Raw genomic sequence first — 15,524 nt, 5'->3', positions numbered from 1 at the left:
CTGGATTCATGCGCTGAGACGACGCCCCGCGTGTCCCTGTCGGCTACCTCCGGGAGCTCTCTCGCATGTCTTCCATCGTCGTTTCCCATCTGTCGTTCGCCTGGCCGGATGACACACCGCTGTTCGACGGGCTGACGGTCACCGTCGGCGCCGGGCGCACGGGTCTGGTCGCGCCCAACGGGGCGGGCAAGAGCGCGCTGCTCAAACTGATCGCCGGCGAGCTGACCCCGACGGCGGGCACCGTCACCGTCGACGGCGCGCTCGGCTACCTGCCGCAGTCGCTGCCGTACGACGCGTCGCGCACCGTCGCCGACGCGCTCGGCGTCGCCCCGGTCATCGCCGCGCTCGACGCGTTGGCCGCCGGGGACGCCGGCGACCACGTCTTCGCGGCCATCGGCGACGACTGGGACGTCGAAGAACGCGCCCGCGCCCAGCTCGACCGGCTCGGCCTGGCCCATGTCGCGCTCGACCGGCCGCTCGGCACCCTGTCCGGCGGGGAGGTCGTCGCCATCGGGTTGGCCGGCCAACTGCTGAAAAGGCCCGCCGTGTTGCTGCTCGACGAACCGACCAACAACCTCGACGGCGACGGACGCGACCGCCTGTACACCGCGCTCGACGACTTCACCGGCTGCCTGCTGGTGGCCAGCCACGACCGCGAACTGCTGGACCGGATGGACCGCATCACCGAACTGCGTGACGGTGAAATCGTCTCCTACGGAGGCAATTTCACGATGTACACCGAAGCCGTGGCCGAGGCGCAGCGGGTCGCCGAAGGCAACGTCAGATCCGCCGAGCAACAACTCAGACGGGAGAAGCGCGAACAGCAGCAGGCCCGGGAGCGGGCGGCTCGGCGCGCCGGCACCGCGGCCCGCAACCTCGCAGACGCGGGGCTGCCCAAGATCGTCGCCGGGGCGCGCAAGCGCCGCGCGCAGGAATCGGCCGGCCGCATCGACGGCGTCAACGCCGCCCGCGTCGACGATGCGAAAGCGCGTCTCGACCAAGCGGAGCAGACGCTGCGAGACGACGACGTCCTGGTCCTCGACCTGCCTGACACCGCGGTCCCCGCCGGGCGCGACGTCATGACCGTCACCGCGCTGCGCGCCGGCCACGACGGACGGGTGCTGTTCTCCGGCGTCGACCTGTCGGTGCGCGGTCCCGAACGGATCGCGCTGACCGGGCCCAACGGGTCGGGCAAGTCCACGCTGCTGCGGATCATCAGCGGCGAGCGCGAACCCGACGACGGGCGGGTGCGCCGGGCCGACGGCCGGATCGCCTATCTGTCGCAGCGCCTCGACCTGCTCGACCCGCACCGCACGGTCGCGCAGAGCCTGGCCGAGGCCGCCCCGAGCCTGTCGCACACCCGGCGGATGCATCTGCTGGCGCGTTTCCTGTTCCACGGTGACCGGATCCACCTGCCGGTCGCGGCGCTCTCGGGCGGTGAGCGGCTGCGCGCGACGCTGGCCTGCGTCCTCTACGCCGAACCGGCGCCGCAGATATTGCTGCTCGACGAGCCGACCAACAACCTGGATCTGGTCAGCGTGGGGCAACTGCAGTCGGCGCTCAACAGCTACCGCGGGGCGTTTGTGGTGGTCAGCCACGACGAACGCTTCCTCGCCGCCATCGGTGTGCAGCGCCGGTGGGTGCTGGCCGGCGGCCGGCTGACCGACGTGCCTGTGGGGCGAGATTAGTGAATCGGGGGCATGCCGGAACACGGTAAATTCGACATTCGAAGCGTGTCGTCGAGGGGGTCGCGTCCATGGGAATCCAGCCCGATTCCAGCCCGTACGGTGGTCAGACCGTCACGGGTCCCGGCTGGCCGAACGTCGACGAGGAGATGCTGGCCGCGACCGCGGCCGAATACGAAGCGCTGGCCGCCAAGATCAGCGGCACGCTGGTCCCGCAGCAGCAGGGCCAGCTGATGAAGCTGACCGACTCCTGGGAAGGCGCCGGTTCGGTCGCCGCGGCCGGTGAGGCCTCCACGATCATCGGCGGTCACGAGGCCAACGCCGCGCAGGCCGCCGCGATCGCCGCCAAACTGCGGGCCATGGAGGCCACGGTCGTCAAAACCAAGATGCTGGCCAACACCATCGCCCAGGAGACCCAGCACGAGTGCGAGGCCATCGCCGCGATGCCGTTCAGCAACGCGCAGGAGCTGGTGCAGAGCCGCGTCAAACTCGGCCTGTCGCAGAACATCGCGAACGTCACCACCAACACCACCGAGCTGGCCAACACCCTGGCCGTGCCGCCGAGCATCCCCTTCATGGGTGCTCCGTCGGTGCCCGGTGGCAAGGAGGCGCAGGACAGCGGTGAGGAGGCGGCCAAGCAGGCCTCCGACGGCTCGCAGCAGGGCATGCAGATGATGAGCCAGATGGCGTCGATGGCGATGCAGCTGCCCATGCAGATCGGCCAGTCGCTGATGCAGCTGCCGCAGCAGATGGGCCAGCAGCTGCAGCAGTTGACCCAGCCGCTGCAGCAGCTGACGTCGATGTTCGGGATGGGCGGCAAGGCCGACTCGCTGGGCGCCGCCGGTCTGCCGTTCTCGTCGTTCTCGAACCATCCGTTGGCCGGCGGGTCCGGTGCGGGCGGCGGCTCGGGCATGGTCAAGGCGGCGTCGCTGCCCGGCTCGGGCGGGGTCCCGCTGCAGACGCCGCAGATGGCGAACCTGGTCGGCAGCAAGGCCGTGAGCACCGCACCCGCCGAGGGCGCCGCGGCCGGCGTCACCGCGGCCGGCGGGGCTGCTCCGATGGCGGCCGGCGGCGGAATGGGCGGCGGGATGGCCCCGATGATGGGCCAGCGCGGCACCTCGGGCGGCACCGCCGCCGGGCTGCCGGTGCCCGCGCCGCTGGAATACGACCTCGCCGAAGACGACGTCGACGACGACTGGTGACGGAGAGCAACGATGAGTAGCCCCCTGAAGAAGCCCGACGGCATCAACTGGAACGCCGCGGCGGTCGAACTGCCGCCGATCCCCACGCTGCCGGCCGGACAGGACGCGATGAGCGCCACCATCTCGGCGGTGCTGCCGACGCTGGCCGCGGAGCTGACCGCCAACGTCGCCGCGCTGTCGGCGAAGGAGAACACGTTCTCCGGCAAGGTGGGCGCCGCGCAGGTCGCCTACCAGAACTCCGACGACGCCGGATCGCAGTCGGTCGGCCAGGTGGTCGGGATGCTCGGCCAACTGGGCCAGCAGGCCGGCCAGATGGGGCAGATGGCCGGGGCGCCCGCGCAGGCGGCCGGCGGGGGAGCCGGCATGTTCGGCTCGCTGATCCAGCAGGCCATGCAGGGCGCCCAGTCGGCGGGCGGAGCGCAGGACGCCGATCAGCAGCCCGGCGCCGCAGCACCGCCTGCGGGTGCGGCACCGGGCGCGGCGGCACCGGGCACGGCACCGGGTGCGACGCCGGGGTCGGTCACACCCGGACAGCGGGACGACGCACGGCCGGAAACCGAGGCGCCCCGCGACGAGCGCCCACCGCTGCAGCGCGCCGACGACACCCCGTGGCAAGGGGCCGCCGGTCCCGAGCGCGGCGAACCCGGCGCCGGTGCTGCACCCGTGACCCCGCCGGCCGAGCGCGACAGCGACGACGAAGTCACCCGCAACCTGTAGCTCAGCGCGGGTCGGCCTGCGGGCGGGTCTGCGCGGGCTCGGGCCGCTGCGGCGGAGCGGGTGTCTCCGGTGCCCGGCCGGCCTGCGCCGACTCGCCGGGCGCGGCCCCGCTCGGCGTCTGCGCCGGGGCACGCTCCTCGGGACGTTCGCCGGGCCGGGCTTCGCGTTCGTCGGCGGCGCGGTCCTGCTCGCGGCGGTCGGCTTCCTGGGCCGCCTTGTCGGCGGTGCCGCTCTGCGCGGCCTGCTGGACCCCCTGCATGACCTGCTGCGGAACCTGTTGCAGCCCTTGGGCCAAACCGGCCAGCGGGGCGGCGACGGCACCGGCCAGCGCACCGACCTGCTGGCCCACCTGGCCGACGATCTGACCGAGCACGTCGGCGCCGCCGGCCGGGCTGCCTGCGGCGGGAGCGCCCGCTGCGCTGCGGGCCGCCGCGCCGGGCGACTCCGCACCGCCCGCGGCCGGCGCGCCCCCGGCCTGGTCCTGCAGCGCATCAGCGGCGGCCTGCAGCTTCTCGGCGCCCGCGCGGTCACCCTGCTCGTAAAGCCGGGCGGCCTTCTGCAGCAACTCCGAGATCGTCGTGCTCGACGTGTTGGTGGCCTGCATCGTGCCCTGCCTGCTGCCGAGCACACCGGACAGCGCGGAACTCACAGCCGCGGCAATCGTGCCGTGGCTGTTCTGCACACCCGTGGCCTCGGCCGCACCGCTGCCCATCACCTGGGACAGCGCCGCGGACACCTGATCGTGGATCTGGGCGTAGGACCGCACTCCGTCGGTCTGCACGTAGAGCTCGTTCATCGCTACCTCCGTAGGCAGAAGTCTAAAGTCGCGGACCCGGCGCCTTACGCACCAATTCAGCGCTGCGCCTGAGCGGCGGCGTCGTGTGCGGCGCGCCGGAAGCCGCTCTCGGCGTAGCGCCGGGCCACGTCGGCCAGCGCCGCGGCGTCCCGGGCGGCCAGCGCCCGACCGTGTGACAACGCCAATTCTCCCAGCGCACAATCACATTCGACGCTGATCCGGGCGACCGCGTCCGCGCACCGCGCGTCGCCCATCCGGGCCGCATCCACCAGGGCCCGCAACGCGACCGCGTTCTGGCCGCCGCGCTCGGCGCTGCGGACCGCGTCGCGCGCCACCGCCACCGCACCGTGTTCGTCGCGGCGCGCCCACTTCGCCCACGCCCGCGCCAGCGTCAGCTCGGGCGCAAACAGCATCGACTTCAATCCGTGCCGGGACTCCGCGCGCGCCAACGCCTTTCCGGCCTCCACCGCCGCGCCGAGCTGACCCAGCGCCTGGGCCAGCAGCATCCACGCCAGCGGGCCCCACGAGTAACCGGTCGGCGCCAGCGCCGCGGCCGCGGGCCGCAGCAGACGCACCGCCTCCTCGAGTTCGCCGCGCGCGATCAGCACATCGGCGACCAGCACCTCGCCGATCGCGCGGCCGGGCTGCTGCAGCTGGGCGAGGTCGGCGAGCCGCTGTGCGAGTTCACGTGCCTGGTCCAGCCGCCCCGCCAGCACCAGCGCGGTCGTCTGCCCGTAGCCGCTGGTGAACCGCAGCAGCCCGGGATGTCCGGCGGCGACCGCGCGTTCGGCGAGCGCGTCGACATCGGCGAAGCGTCCGGTGCGGGCCGCGCTCAGCGCCGCCGCGGACGCCGCCCAGCCGACCGCGGTGTCGTCGGCGCTCGGCGAGGCCAGCACGTCGGTCGCCAGCTCGATCGCCCGCACCGGGTTGCCCGCGTTCATCGCGAACGTCGCCGACAGCGCATCCAGCGTGGTGCGCGCCGTCGCCGTCGTCACCCGGTTGCGGGTCGCGCGCAGGAACGCGGTGGCCCGCTCCGGCTCCGAGAGCATCCAGAACTGGTTGGCCGCGCGCGGCAGCGCCCACGCCATCAACTCGGCCTCCGACAGCGTCGCGGTGTCCACCTCGTCGAGCACGGCGTCGGCGTCGCGGCCGCGACCCTGCCAGGCCAGCGCGTAGGCCAGCGTGAGCCGCGTCGACAGATCCGGGGCGCCGGGCAGCGCCGCGCGGGCCAGCCGTTCGCTGAGCACCAGATCGCCGAGCCGCAACGCCTCGCCGGCGGCCGCGGCCAGGTCGGCGGCCGGCAGCGGGCTGTCACTGTCGAGGGCAAGCACCGCGAGGCGCAGCCGCCCGATCACCCCGGGCGCGGGCCGCGCGGCGAGCAGTCCGACCAGCTCACCGCGCAGCCGACGCAACTCCGGGCCGCCCAGCGCGTCGCGCACCGCGTCGGTGAACAACGGGTGCGCGGGCCGCAACCGGCCGTCGTCGACGACGACCGCACCGTCGGCGACGGCCGACTCGACAGCGTCACCGCCGACGAGCGCTTGGATCTCGGCCAGCGGCAACGGGTCGTCGACCGCCAGGTACTCCAGCACGCGGTGCGCGGTCGCGGGCAGGCCGGCGACGAACTCCTCGACCAGCGTGGCCAGCCGGGTGTCGTCGTGGCCCGGCGGCGAGAGCTCGACGCGCTCGAGCAGTCCGTCGTCCCACAGCCGCGAAATGTCCTCGGATACCGCGCAATCGGGAGCCACTGTGAGGATCAGCGTCGCCGCACCGCTGATCGCCAGCTGGTGCACCAGCGCGGCGGACAACGTGTCGAGCAGGTGCGCGTCGTCGACGACGAGCAGCCGGCCGTCGCCCAGCGACTCGCGGGCGGTCGCCAGCACGTCGGCGGTCTTGCCGCTGTCGGGGACCTCGACCAGGTGCCCGACCGCGGCGAACGGGACCGCGGCCATCGGCGTCGTCGCGCGCACCCAGTCCACCCGCGGATACGTCGCGCCGAACCGCTCGGCCGCCGCGCGCGCCAGCGTCGTCTTACCCACCCCGTACGGCCCGATCAGCACCGCCCCGGCACGCTTGTGCAGCCCGGTCTCGATCAGCTCGAGTGCCGGCTCGGGCGGCGAGATGACCCAATCGATCGGCACCGCCGGAGTCTATGGCAGGTTGTGCTCGTGTCCGGCGAAACCGGCCGCCTCTGGGCGGTGTGTGTGTACTGCGCGTCGGGTCCGACGCACCCCGAATTGCTGGAGTTGGCCGAGCAGGTGGGCCGCGCCGTCGCCGAGCGCAACTGGTCGCTGGTCTCCGGCGGCGGGAACGTGTCGGCGATGGGAGCGCTGGCCACCGCGGCCAGGAGCCGCGGCGGGCACACCGTCGGGGTGATCCCCAAGGCGCTGGTGCACCGCGAGGTCGCCGACGTCGACGCCGACGAACTCGTCGTCACCGACACCATGCGCGAACGCAAACAGGTGATGGAGGACCGCGCCGACGCGTTCCTCGCGCTGCCCGGCGGCATCGGCACCCTCGAGGAATTCTTCGAAGCCTGGACAGCGGGCTATTTGGGTATGCATGACAAACCGGTGGTGCTGCTCGACCCGTTCGGGCATTACGACGGGCTGCTGGTCTGGCTGCGGGAACTGGTCGGCAGCGGCTACGTCGCCCAGGGCGCGCTGGACCGGCTCGTCGTCGTCACAGACGTCGAGGCGGCGATGACGGCGTGCGCCCCCGGCGGTGACCATGGTCACTAGGGTGTTGCGACAAAGGAACAGCGGAGGGACGAACGCGACATGACCGATCAGAAGTCTGGGACCCGCAAGAGCGTCGGGTTGCTGGACCTCGCCGCCCAGGTGCCGGGCATCATCCTCGACGTGCCGACGATCGTGCGCGGAGCCGTGACCGGTTTCGGTGCCCGACCGTCGGCCAAGACGTCGATCGGGAAGGTGTTCCAGGAGCGCGCCGCCCGCCACGCCGACAAGCTGTTCCTCAAGTTCGACGACCGGCGGATCACCTACCGCGAAGCCAACGAGACCGTCAACCGCTACGCCGCGGTGCTGGCCGCGCGCGGGGTGGGGCACGGCGACGTCGTCGGAATCATGTTGCGTAACAGCCCCGAATCGGTGCTGATGATGCTCGCCGCGGTCAAGTGCGGCGCGATCGCCGGCATGATCAACTATCACCAGCGCGGCGACGTGCTCAGCCACAGCCTGGGTCTGCTCGACGCCGCCGTCGTCGTCGCCGAAACCGACTTCGTCGAACCGATCACCGAATCCGGCGCCGACACCAACGGGCTGATCACCGTCGACGAACTCCAGCGCCTGTCGGCGACCGCGCCCACCGGCAACCCGGCGACCACCGAGGCGGTGCTGGCCAAGGACAAGGCGTTCTACATCTTCACCTCCGGCACCACCGGGATGCCGAAGGCCAGCGTGATGACGCACTACCGGTGGCTGCGGGCGCTGGCCGGTTTCGGCGGCATGGGCATGCGGTTGAACAGCAGCGACACCCTGTACTGCTGCCTGCCGCTCTACCACAACAACGCGCTGACCGTCGCGCTGTCGTCGGTGCTGAACTCGGGTGCGACGCTGGCGCTGGGCAAGTCGTTCTCGGCGTCGAAATTCTGGGACGAGGTCATCCGCTACGACGCGACCGCGTTCGTCTACATCGGCGAGATCTGCACCTACCTGCTCAACCAGCCGCCCAAGGACACCGACCGCAAGCACAAGGTGCGGGTGATCGGCGGCAACGGTCTGCGCCCGGCGATCTGGGACGACTTCACCGAGCGGTTCGGCATCGACCGGGTCTGCGAGTTCTACGCCGCCAGCGAGGGCAACACCGCGTTCGTCAACTTCTTCAACCTCGACAAGACCACCGGCATCTGCCCGACGCCGGTGGCGTTCGTCGAGTACGACGCCGACACCGGTGAACCGCTGCGCGACGACGACGGCCGGGTCAAGAGGGTCAAGCGCGGCACCCCCGGCCTGCTGCTGTCGAAGGTGAGCAACTTCCAGCCGTTCGACGGCTACACCGACGAGAAAGAGTCGGAAAAGAAGTTGGTGCGCAACGCTTTCAAAGACGGCGACGTGTGGTTCAACACCGGCGACCTGATGCGTTCGCAGGGCTTCGGACACGCCGCGTTCACCGACCGGCTCGGCGACACCTTCCGGTGGAAGGGCGAGAACGTCGCGACCACCGAGGTGGAGGCGGCGCTGTCGACCGACCCGCAGGTCGAGGAGGCGACGGTCTTCGGGGTCGAGGTCGAGGGTGCCGGCGGGCGCGCCGGGATGGCGGCCATCCAGCTCAAGGACGGCGAGCAGTTCGACGGCAAGGCGCTGGCCAAGGCCGCCTACGACAAGCTGCCCAGCTACGCGGTACCGCTGTTCGTGCGGGTCGTCGAGGAGATCGCGCACACCTCGACGTTCAAGAGCCAGAAGGTCGACCTGCGCAAGGACGGCTACGGCGGTAACACCGGCGAGGGCGACGAGGACGCCGGGGAGATCGAGGACCCGATCTACGTGCTGGCCGGCCGCGACGAAGGCTACGTCGAGTTCTACGACGACTACCCGAAGGAAGTCGCCGACGGCAAGAGGCCCAAAAACTGAGCCTCCGCAGGACCGTAGCCTGGTAGGCGTGCAGTCGACGTTCCTGGGGCGGCCGGTCGCCGGCGACCGGGCGATGATCATGGCGATCGTGAACCGGACCCCGGACTCGTTCTACGACCGCGGCGCCGCGTTCACCGACGAGGCCGCCAAGGCCGCTGCACACCGGGTCATCGAGGACGGCGCCGACGTCGTCGACGTCGGCGGGGTGAAGGCCGGTCCGGGCACGCTGGTCGACGCCGACGAGGAGGTCGCGCGCGTCGTCCCGTTCATCGAGTGGCTCCGCGACGCCTACCCCGACCAGCTGATCAGCGTCGACACCTGGCGCGCGTCGGTGGCCAAAGCGGCCTGCGCGGCCGGCGCGGACCTGATCAACGACACTTGGGCCGGACACGATCCGGCGCTGCCCGAGGTGGCCGCCGAGTTCGGCGCCGGACTGGTCTGCTCACACACCGGCGGCGCGCAGCCGCGGACCCGCCCGTTCCGGGTCAACTACGGGATCACTGAACGCGGCGTCGTCGACGACGTGATCGCCGAGGTGACCGCCGCCGCCGAACGCGCGGTCGCGGCCGGGGTGGCGCGCGACGCCGTGCTGATCGACCCGACCCACGATTTCGGCAAGAACACTTACCACGGTCTTACTTTGTTGCGCCACGTAAAAGAGCTTGTAAAAACTGGATGGCCTGTCCTGATGGCGCTGAGCAACAAAGATTTTGTCGGGGAGACTCTGGGTGTGGGTTTGACCGAGCGCCTCGAGGGCACCCTGGCAGCCACCGCCTTGGCGGCCGCCGACGGGGCCTCGATGTTTCGGGTGCACGAGGTCGGGCCGACACGACGCGTTCTGGAGATGGTCGCGTCGATCCAGGGCGGACGGCCGCCGACGCGCACGGTGAGGGGACTGGCATGACACTCACACCCGAATTGCCAACGACCGAGGTCGTCACCGCCCGGTGGCTGGCCGACCACAGCTGGAGCCGGCCGACCTGGACGATCGCCGAACTCGAAGCCGCCAAGAAGGGCCGCACCGTCTCGGTGGTGCTGCCGGCGCTCAACGAGGAGGAGACCGTCGGCAGCGTGGTCGAGACGATCACCCCGCTGCTCGGCGGGCTCGTCGACGAGCTGATCGTGCTGGACTCCGGATCCACCGACGACACCGAGATCCGCGCGGTCGCCGCCGGCGCCCGGGTGGTCAGCCGCGAGGTCGCGCTACCGGAGGTGGCGACGCAGCCCGGCAAGGGCGAGGTGCTGTGGCGCTCGCTGGCCGCGACGACCGGCGACCTGATCGTGTTCGTCGACTCCGACCTGATCGACCCCGATCCGATGTTCGTGCCCAAGCTCCTGGGCCCGCTGCTCACCACCGACGGCGTGCACTTCGTCAAGGGGTTCTACCGCCGCCCGCTCAAGGTCAGCGGCAGCCAGGACGCCACCGGCGGCGGCCGCGTCACCGAACTGGTGGCCCGCCCGCTGTTGGCGTCGCTGCGACCCGAACTGTCCTGCATCCTGCAGCCGCTGGGCGGGGAGTACGCCGGCACCCGTGAGCTGTTGACGTCGGTGCCGTTCGCGCCCGGCTACGGCGTGGAGATCGGGCTGCTCATCGACGCCTACGACCGGCTGGGGCTCGACGGGATCGCCCAGGTCAACCTCGGCGTGCGGACCCACCGCAACCGGCCGCTGACCGAGCTGGCCTCGATGAGCAGGCAGGTCATCGCGACCCTGCTGTCGCGGTGCGGGGTTCCCGACTCCGGGGTCGGGCTGACCCAGTTCTACGCCGACGGCGACGACTACACCCTGCGCACGTCGACGGTGTCGCTGGCCGACCGGCCGCCGATGAGCACGCTGCGCCCGCGCTAGGTGCCGACAGGCGGCGCGGTTGTCGGCGCGCTGAGGCAGTATCGATGCCGTGACGCTGGTTCTGCTGTATCTGGTCGTGCTGGTTCTGATCGCGGTGGTGCTGTTCGCGTTGGGCAGTGTGCTGTTCGGGCGCGGCGAACCGTTGCCACCGCTGCCGCGCGACACCACGGCCACCGTGCTGCCGGCCTCCGGTGTGACGGGCGCCGACGTCGACGCGATCAAATTCGCGCAGACGCTGCGCGGCTACAAGACCAGCGAGGTGGACTGGGTGCTTGACCGGCTGGGCGCCGAACTCGACCAGCTGCGCGGCCAGCTGGACACGCTGCGCGCCGCGTACGGCATCGAGGATCCCGACGACACGGTCGCCGAGCAGCCCGCCCACGCGCTCCAAGACGACGACGAGACGGCCGACAGCCGGAGCGAAGCGTGACCGCTGACGGTCGGGTGCGCTGCGCCTGGATCGACGAATCCCGGCTGGCGCCTGCCGATTTCGAGCTCTACCGCGACTACCACGACACCGAGTGGGGCCGGCCGCTGCGCGATTCGCAGGCCCTGTTCGAGCGGATCACGCTCGAGGCTTTCCAGAGCGGCTTGTCGTGGCTGATCATCCTGCGCAAGCGGGACAACTTCCGGCAGGCGTTCGACAATTTCGACGTCGAGCGCATCGCCCGCTACACCGACCGCGACGTCACCCGGCTGATGAGCGACGCGGGAATCGTGCGCAACCGCGCGAAGATCGAGGCCACCATCGCCAACGCCCGCGCGGCCGCCGAGCTGGCCGATGCCGGCGTCGACCTGGGCGAGCTGCTGTGGTCGTTCGCGCCGCCGCCGCGGCCCCGGCCCGCGGAGTTCGGGCTGATCCCGGCCGTCACGCCGGAGTCCACCGCGATGGCCAAGGAACTCAAGCGCCGCGGGTTCCGGTTCGTCGGGCCGACGACGGCCTACGCGCTGATGCAGGCGACCGGAATGGTCGACGATCACACCGCCGACTGCTGGGTTCCGGTGGCCTCGGCGGACCCGCCGCGGCGGTGATAGCCGGGTCTTTGCACACCAAACCTCGCGGATAGGGAACAATAGGGGAAGTTCAGTTGCAGTTCAGTACCGGGTGCTGTCAAACGGGTGGGCGGCCCCCGGCCCCGACCGGGCCCTGACGGGCCGGCTCATGTGGAGGGAGCACTCGATGGCGGCGATGAAGCCCCGGACCGGCGACGGTCCTTTGGAAGCAACCAAGGAGGGGCGCGGCATCGTGATGCGGGTACCACTGGAAGGCGGTGGCCGGCTGGTCGTCGAACTCACCCCGGACGAAGCCGCCGCGCTGGGCGAGGAACTCAAGAACGTCACCAGCTAGCGAGCCGGCCGGTCGCGCCTAGATCGAAACCTTGCGGTAGATCTCGAGGGTCTGCTCGGCGATGTGTGCCCAGGAGAACTCCTCGATACAGCGCTGCCTGCCTGCGGTGCCGTACTGCCGCGCCAGCGCCGGGTCGGCCACCAGTTCGTTGACCGCGGCGGCCAATCGGCTCTCGTAGCCGGCCGCGTCCGCAGCGTCGTAGTGCACCAGCCGCCCGGTCTGCCCCTCGGCCACCACCTCGGGGATACCTCCCACATCCGAGGCGACCACCGCCGTCGCGCAGGCCATCGCCTCCAGGTTCACGATGCCCAGCGGCTCATACACCGACGGGCATACGAAAACAGTTGCTGCGCTGAGGATTTCTCGAATCTTGACGATCGGCAGCATCTCGCGCACCCAGTACACGCCGGTGCGGGCTCGGGCCAGCTGCTGCACCGCCTCGGTGACCTCGGCGGCGATCTCCGGGGTGTCGGGCGCACCCGCGCACAACACCAGCTGAACCTCGGGTGCGAACTGGTGCGCGGCGGCCACCAGGTGCGCGACGCCCTTCTGCCGGGTGATCCGGCCGACGAACGCCACGACCGGACGGCTGCGGTCGACACCGAGTTCGGCCAGCACGGACTCGCCCGGCTCCGGCTCCGCCGGGTACCAGACGTCGGTGTCGATCCCGTTGCGCACCACGTGCACCCGGTTCGGGTCCAGCGCCGGGTAGGTGCGCAGCACGTCCTCACGCATCCCGGAGCTCACCGCGATCACCGCGTCGGCCGCCTCGACCGCCGTCTTCTCCACCCACGACGACACCCGGTAGCCCCCGCCGAGCTGCTCGGCCTTCCACGGCCGCATCGGTTCCAGCGAGTGCGCGGTCAGCACATGCGGAACGCCGTACAGCAGCGCGGCGAGATGGCCGGCGAGCCCGGTGTACCAGGTGTGCGAATGCACGACGCCGGCATGCGCGGCGGCGTTGACCATGTTCAGGTCGGCCGAGAGCATCGTCAGCGCGGCGTTGGCGCCGACGAGCGCGGGATCGGGCGCCGCGACGATCGCGTCGGGTCGCGGCGCTCCCATGCAGTGCACGTCGACCTCGCACAGGCGGCGCAACTGCGCGACCAGCTCGGTGACGTGCACTCCGGCCCCGCCGTACACCTCGGGTGGATACTCCCGAGTCATCATCGCCACCCGCATGGTCCCGACGATAGTGACGCCGACAAGCGGGCGCAGGTCGTTGTCCGGCGAGCCCGTCCGAACGTGCGATACCTCCCAATCACCTTGACTCGTGGCGTCAATGCCTAGCCGACTGCTGAACCTGCCGATAGGTTTGTGTCATGAGGGAACTGCCACACGTGCTGGGCATCGTTCTGGCCGGCGGCGAGGGTAAGCGGCTCTACCCGCTGACCGCGGACCGGGCCAAACCCGCGGTTCCCTTCGGCGGCGCCTACCGGCTCATCGACTTCGTGCTGTCGAACCTGGTGAACGCCCGATACCTGCGCATCTGCGTACTCACCCAGTACAAGTCGCATTCGCTGGACCGGCACATCTCGCAGAACTGGCGGCTGTCGGGCCTGGCCGGCGAGTACATCACCCCGGTGCCCGCCCAGCAGCGGCTCGGGCCACGCTGGTACACCGGTTCGGCCGACGCGATCTACCAGTCGCTGAACCTGATCTACGACGAGGACCCCGACTACATCGTGGTGTTCGGCGCCGACCACGTGTACCGGATGGACCCCGAGCAGATGGTCCAGTTCCACATCGAAAGCGGTGCGGGCGCGACGGTCGCGGGCATCCGGGTGCCGCGCCGGGAGGCCACCGCGTTCGGGGTGATCGACGCCGACGAGTCCGGCCGCATCCGCAGCTTCATCGAGAAACCGGCCGACCCGCCGGGCACGCCGGACAATCCCGACGAGGCGTTCGTGTCGATGGGCAACTACATCTTCACCACGAAGGTGCTCATCGACGCGATCCGCGCGGACGCCGACGACGACCACTCCGACCACGACATGGGCGGCGACATCATCCCGCGGCTGGTCGACGACGGGATGGCCGCGGTCTACGACTTCAACAACAACGAGGTCCCCGGCGCCACCGAGCGCGACCACGGTTACTGGCGCGACGTCGGGACCCTCGACGCGTTCTACGACGCGCACATGGATCTGGTGTCGGTGCACCCGGTGTTCAACCTGTACAACAAGCGCTGGCCGATCCGCGGCGAGTCCGAGATGCTGGCCCCCGCGAAGTTCGTCAACGGCGGTTCGGCGCAGGAGTCGGTGGTCGGCGCGGGCAGCATCATTTCGGCGGCGTCTGTGCGCAACTCGGTGCTGTCGTCGAACGTCGTCGTCGACGAGGGGGCGATCGTCGAGGGCAGCGTGATCATGCCCGGCGCCCGGATCGGTCGCGGCGCGGTGGTGCGTCACGCGATCCTGGACAAGAACGTCGTCGTCGGGCCGGGCGAGATGGTCGGCGTCGACCTCGACAAGGACCGCGAGCGATTCGCGATCAGCGCCGGGGGAGTGGTCGCGGTCGGCAAGGGCGTCTGGATCTAGCTGGCTCACCCTCTTTGGCGAGTGGCCAGTTGTCGCGCGTCTGGGGCGCATTTCCGCTCAGTAAGTGGCCACTCGGCGGGCAGTCCGCGCGGTCCGGGCAGTCCGGTCACTCCCGTCACCACACGTAGGGCAGCAACCGGTAGCGCACCTTCTCGGTGTACTCGCGATATCCGGACAGCTCCTCACGCAGCAGCTTCTCCTCGTCGAGGATGCGGACCGCGAACACCACCAACCCGGGCACCAGCACCGCCAGCCCCCACAGCGAGTCCAGCGCGAGCGGAGATCCGACGAACATGATCAGCACCCCGAAATACATCGGGTGCCGCACGACGGCGTACCAACCGGTGGAGACCAGCTGCTGGTCGGACTCGATGGTGACGGTGGCGGCGGCATAGCGGTTGAGCAGTATCACCGACATCGCGATGCCCAACCCGACCGCGACGAGCACCTGCCCGAGCAGCACCACGGCCGTCGGCACCGTCGACCATCCGAGGCGGTGGTCGAGTGCGCTGATCACCGCCACGAGCACGAACACCGACAGGTACCCGATGCTGGCGAACCGCTGGGCGGGTCGACGCTCGGCGGTGGGGCCGGCCCGCATCCGGCGCCGTAACACCTCCGGGCGGCGTCGCGCCAGATAAAGGTTGGGCACCGTCGTCAGCGCGCTGAAGATGGCCAGGAAGACCCACGCCTGCCAGTAGTCGAACGTCCCTGCCGGCCCGAACAGCAGCGCGCCCACGAACACGATTCCGAAGACACTCGAAATCACCAGCTGCACAATAAGTTTCACGGCCCCCCC

General features: G+C 70.7%; 15 protein-coding genes. 11 read left to right on the top strand and 4 right to left on the bottom strand.

What is annotated here, in order from left to right:
• Positions 1-65: 65 nt before the first annotated feature.
• The 3 genes from BHQ18_RS17395 (at position 66) to BHQ18_RS17385 (ending at position 3,604) form a co-directional block, all read left to right on the top strand.
• The gene (locus tag BHQ18_RS17395) at positions 66-1,688 is read left to right on the top strand and encodes an ABC-F family ATP-binding cassette domain-containing protein (protein WP_069414876.1); all 1,623 of its coding nucleotides are present in this window, start codon (positions 66-68) and stop codon (positions 1,686-1,688) included.
• A 68-nt stretch (positions 1,689-1,756) separates the two neighbouring features.
• The gene (locus BHQ18_RS17390; protein WP_069414875.1) at positions 1,757-2,887 is read left to right on the top strand and encodes a hypothetical protein; all 1,131 of its coding nucleotides are present in this window, start codon (positions 1,757-1,759) and stop codon (positions 2,885-2,887) included.
• Positions 2,888-2,899: 12 nt separating this feature from the next.
• Positions 2,900-3,604 carry a hypothetical protein gene (locus BHQ18_RS17385; RefSeq protein ID WP_069414874.1) on the top strand — a complete coding sequence of 235 codons (705 nt, stop codon included), beginning with the start codon at positions 2,900-2,902 and terminating at the stop codon, positions 3,602-3,604.
• 1 nt (position 3,605) lies between these two features.
• Here BHQ18_RS17385 and BHQ18_RS17380 read toward each other — a convergent pair whose 3' ends face one another.
• Positions 3,606-4,400 carry an ESX-1 secretion-associated protein gene (locus BHQ18_RS17380; RefSeq protein WP_069414873.1) on the bottom strand — a complete coding sequence of 265 codons (795 nt, stop codon included), beginning with the start codon at positions 4,398-4,400 and terminating at the stop codon, positions 3,606-3,608.
• Positions 4,401-4,456: 56 nt separating this feature from the next.
• Positions 4,457-6,541, bottom strand: a complete 2,085-nt coding sequence (locus BHQ18_RS17375) for an ATP-binding protein (RefSeq protein WP_069414872.1) — start codon at positions 6,539-6,541, stop codon at positions 4,457-4,459.
• A gap of 27 nt (positions 6,542-6,568) precedes the next feature.
• On the opposite strand from BHQ18_RS17375, the gene BHQ18_RS17370 reads away from it, so the two are divergent.
• The 7 genes from BHQ18_RS17370 to BHQ18_RS17340 all read left to right on the top strand — a co-directional run bounded on the left by BHQ18_RS17370 (position 6,569) and on the right by BHQ18_RS17340 (position 12,188).
• On the top strand, positions 6,569-7,141 hold the full coding sequence (locus BHQ18_RS17370) for a cytokinin riboside 5'-monophosphate phosphoribohydrolase (protein ID WP_069414917.1): 573 nt from the start codon (positions 6,569-6,571) through the stop codon (positions 7,139-7,141).
• Positions 7,142-7,180: 39 nt separating this feature from the next.
• On the top strand, positions 7,181-8,992 hold the full coding sequence (fadD6, locus tag BHQ18_RS17365; protein ID WP_069414871.1) for a long-chain-acyl-CoA synthetase FadD6: 1,812 nt from the start codon (positions 7,181-7,183) through the stop codon (positions 8,990-8,992).
• Positions 8,993-9,065: 73 nt separating this feature from the next.
• Positions 9,066-9,896 (top strand): dihydropteroate synthase, encoded by an 831-nt coding sequence (gene folP, locus BHQ18_RS17360; protein ID WP_234794215.1) that lies wholly within the window; start codon positions 9,066-9,068, stop codon positions 9,894-9,896.
• Complete coding sequence (locus BHQ18_RS17355) at positions 9,893-10,840, top strand: glucosyl-3-phosphoglycerate synthase (RefSeq protein WP_069414869.1); 948 nt, start codon at positions 9,893-9,895, stop codon at positions 10,838-10,840. The genes folP and BHQ18_RS17355 overlap by 4 nt, the downstream gene beginning before the upstream one ends.
• 49 nt (positions 10,841-10,889) lie before the next feature.
• Positions 10,890-11,270 (top strand): DivIVA domain-containing protein, encoded by a 381-nt coding sequence (locus BHQ18_RS17350; RefSeq protein ID WP_069414868.1) that lies wholly within the window; start codon positions 10,890-10,892, stop codon positions 11,268-11,270.
• The gene (locus BHQ18_RS17345) at positions 11,267-11,872 is read left to right on the top strand and encodes a DNA-3-methyladenine glycosylase I (RefSeq protein WP_069414867.1); all 606 of its coding nucleotides are present in this window, start codon (positions 11,267-11,269) and stop codon (positions 11,870-11,872) included. Before BHQ18_RS17350 ends, BHQ18_RS17345 begins: the two co-directional genes overlap by 4 nt.
• A gap of 148 nt (positions 11,873-12,020) precedes the next feature.
• Positions 12,021-12,188 carry a DUF3117 domain-containing protein gene (locus BHQ18_RS17340; RefSeq protein WP_066857137.1) on the top strand — a complete coding sequence of 56 codons (168 nt, stop codon included), beginning with the start codon at positions 12,021-12,023 and terminating at the stop codon, positions 12,186-12,188.
• 18 nt (positions 12,189-12,206) lie between these two features.
• Here BHQ18_RS17340 and glgA read toward each other — a convergent pair whose 3' ends face one another.
• Complete coding sequence (gene glgA / locus BHQ18_RS17335) at positions 12,207-13,370, bottom strand: glycogen synthase (RefSeq protein WP_069414866.1); 1,164 nt, start codon at positions 13,368-13,370, stop codon at positions 12,207-12,209.
• Positions 13,371-13,510: 140 nt separating this feature from the next.
• On the opposite strand from glgA, the gene glgC reads away from it, so the two are divergent.
• Positions 13,511-14,725, top strand: a complete 1,215-nt coding sequence (glgC, locus tag BHQ18_RS17330; protein WP_069414865.1) for a glucose-1-phosphate adenylyltransferase — start codon at positions 13,511-13,513, stop codon at positions 14,723-14,725.
• Positions 14,726-14,840: 115 nt separating this feature from the next.
• Here glgC and BHQ18_RS17325 read toward each other — a convergent pair whose 3' ends face one another.
• Positions 14,841-15,515, bottom strand: coding sequence for a methyltransferase family protein (locus tag BHQ18_RS17325; protein WP_069414864.1), 675 nt, complete (start codon positions 15,513-15,515; stop codon positions 14,841-14,843).
• Positions 15,516-15,524: the final 9 nt, after the last annotated feature.

It is taken from the genome of Mycolicibacterium flavescens (assembly GCF_001722335.1).
GTDB classification, from domain to species: domain Bacteria; phylum Actinomycetota; class Actinomycetes; order Mycobacteriales; family Mycobacteriaceae; genus Mycobacterium; species Mycobacterium flavescens.
This window is presented reverse-complemented; position numbering and strand designations above follow the sequence as displayed.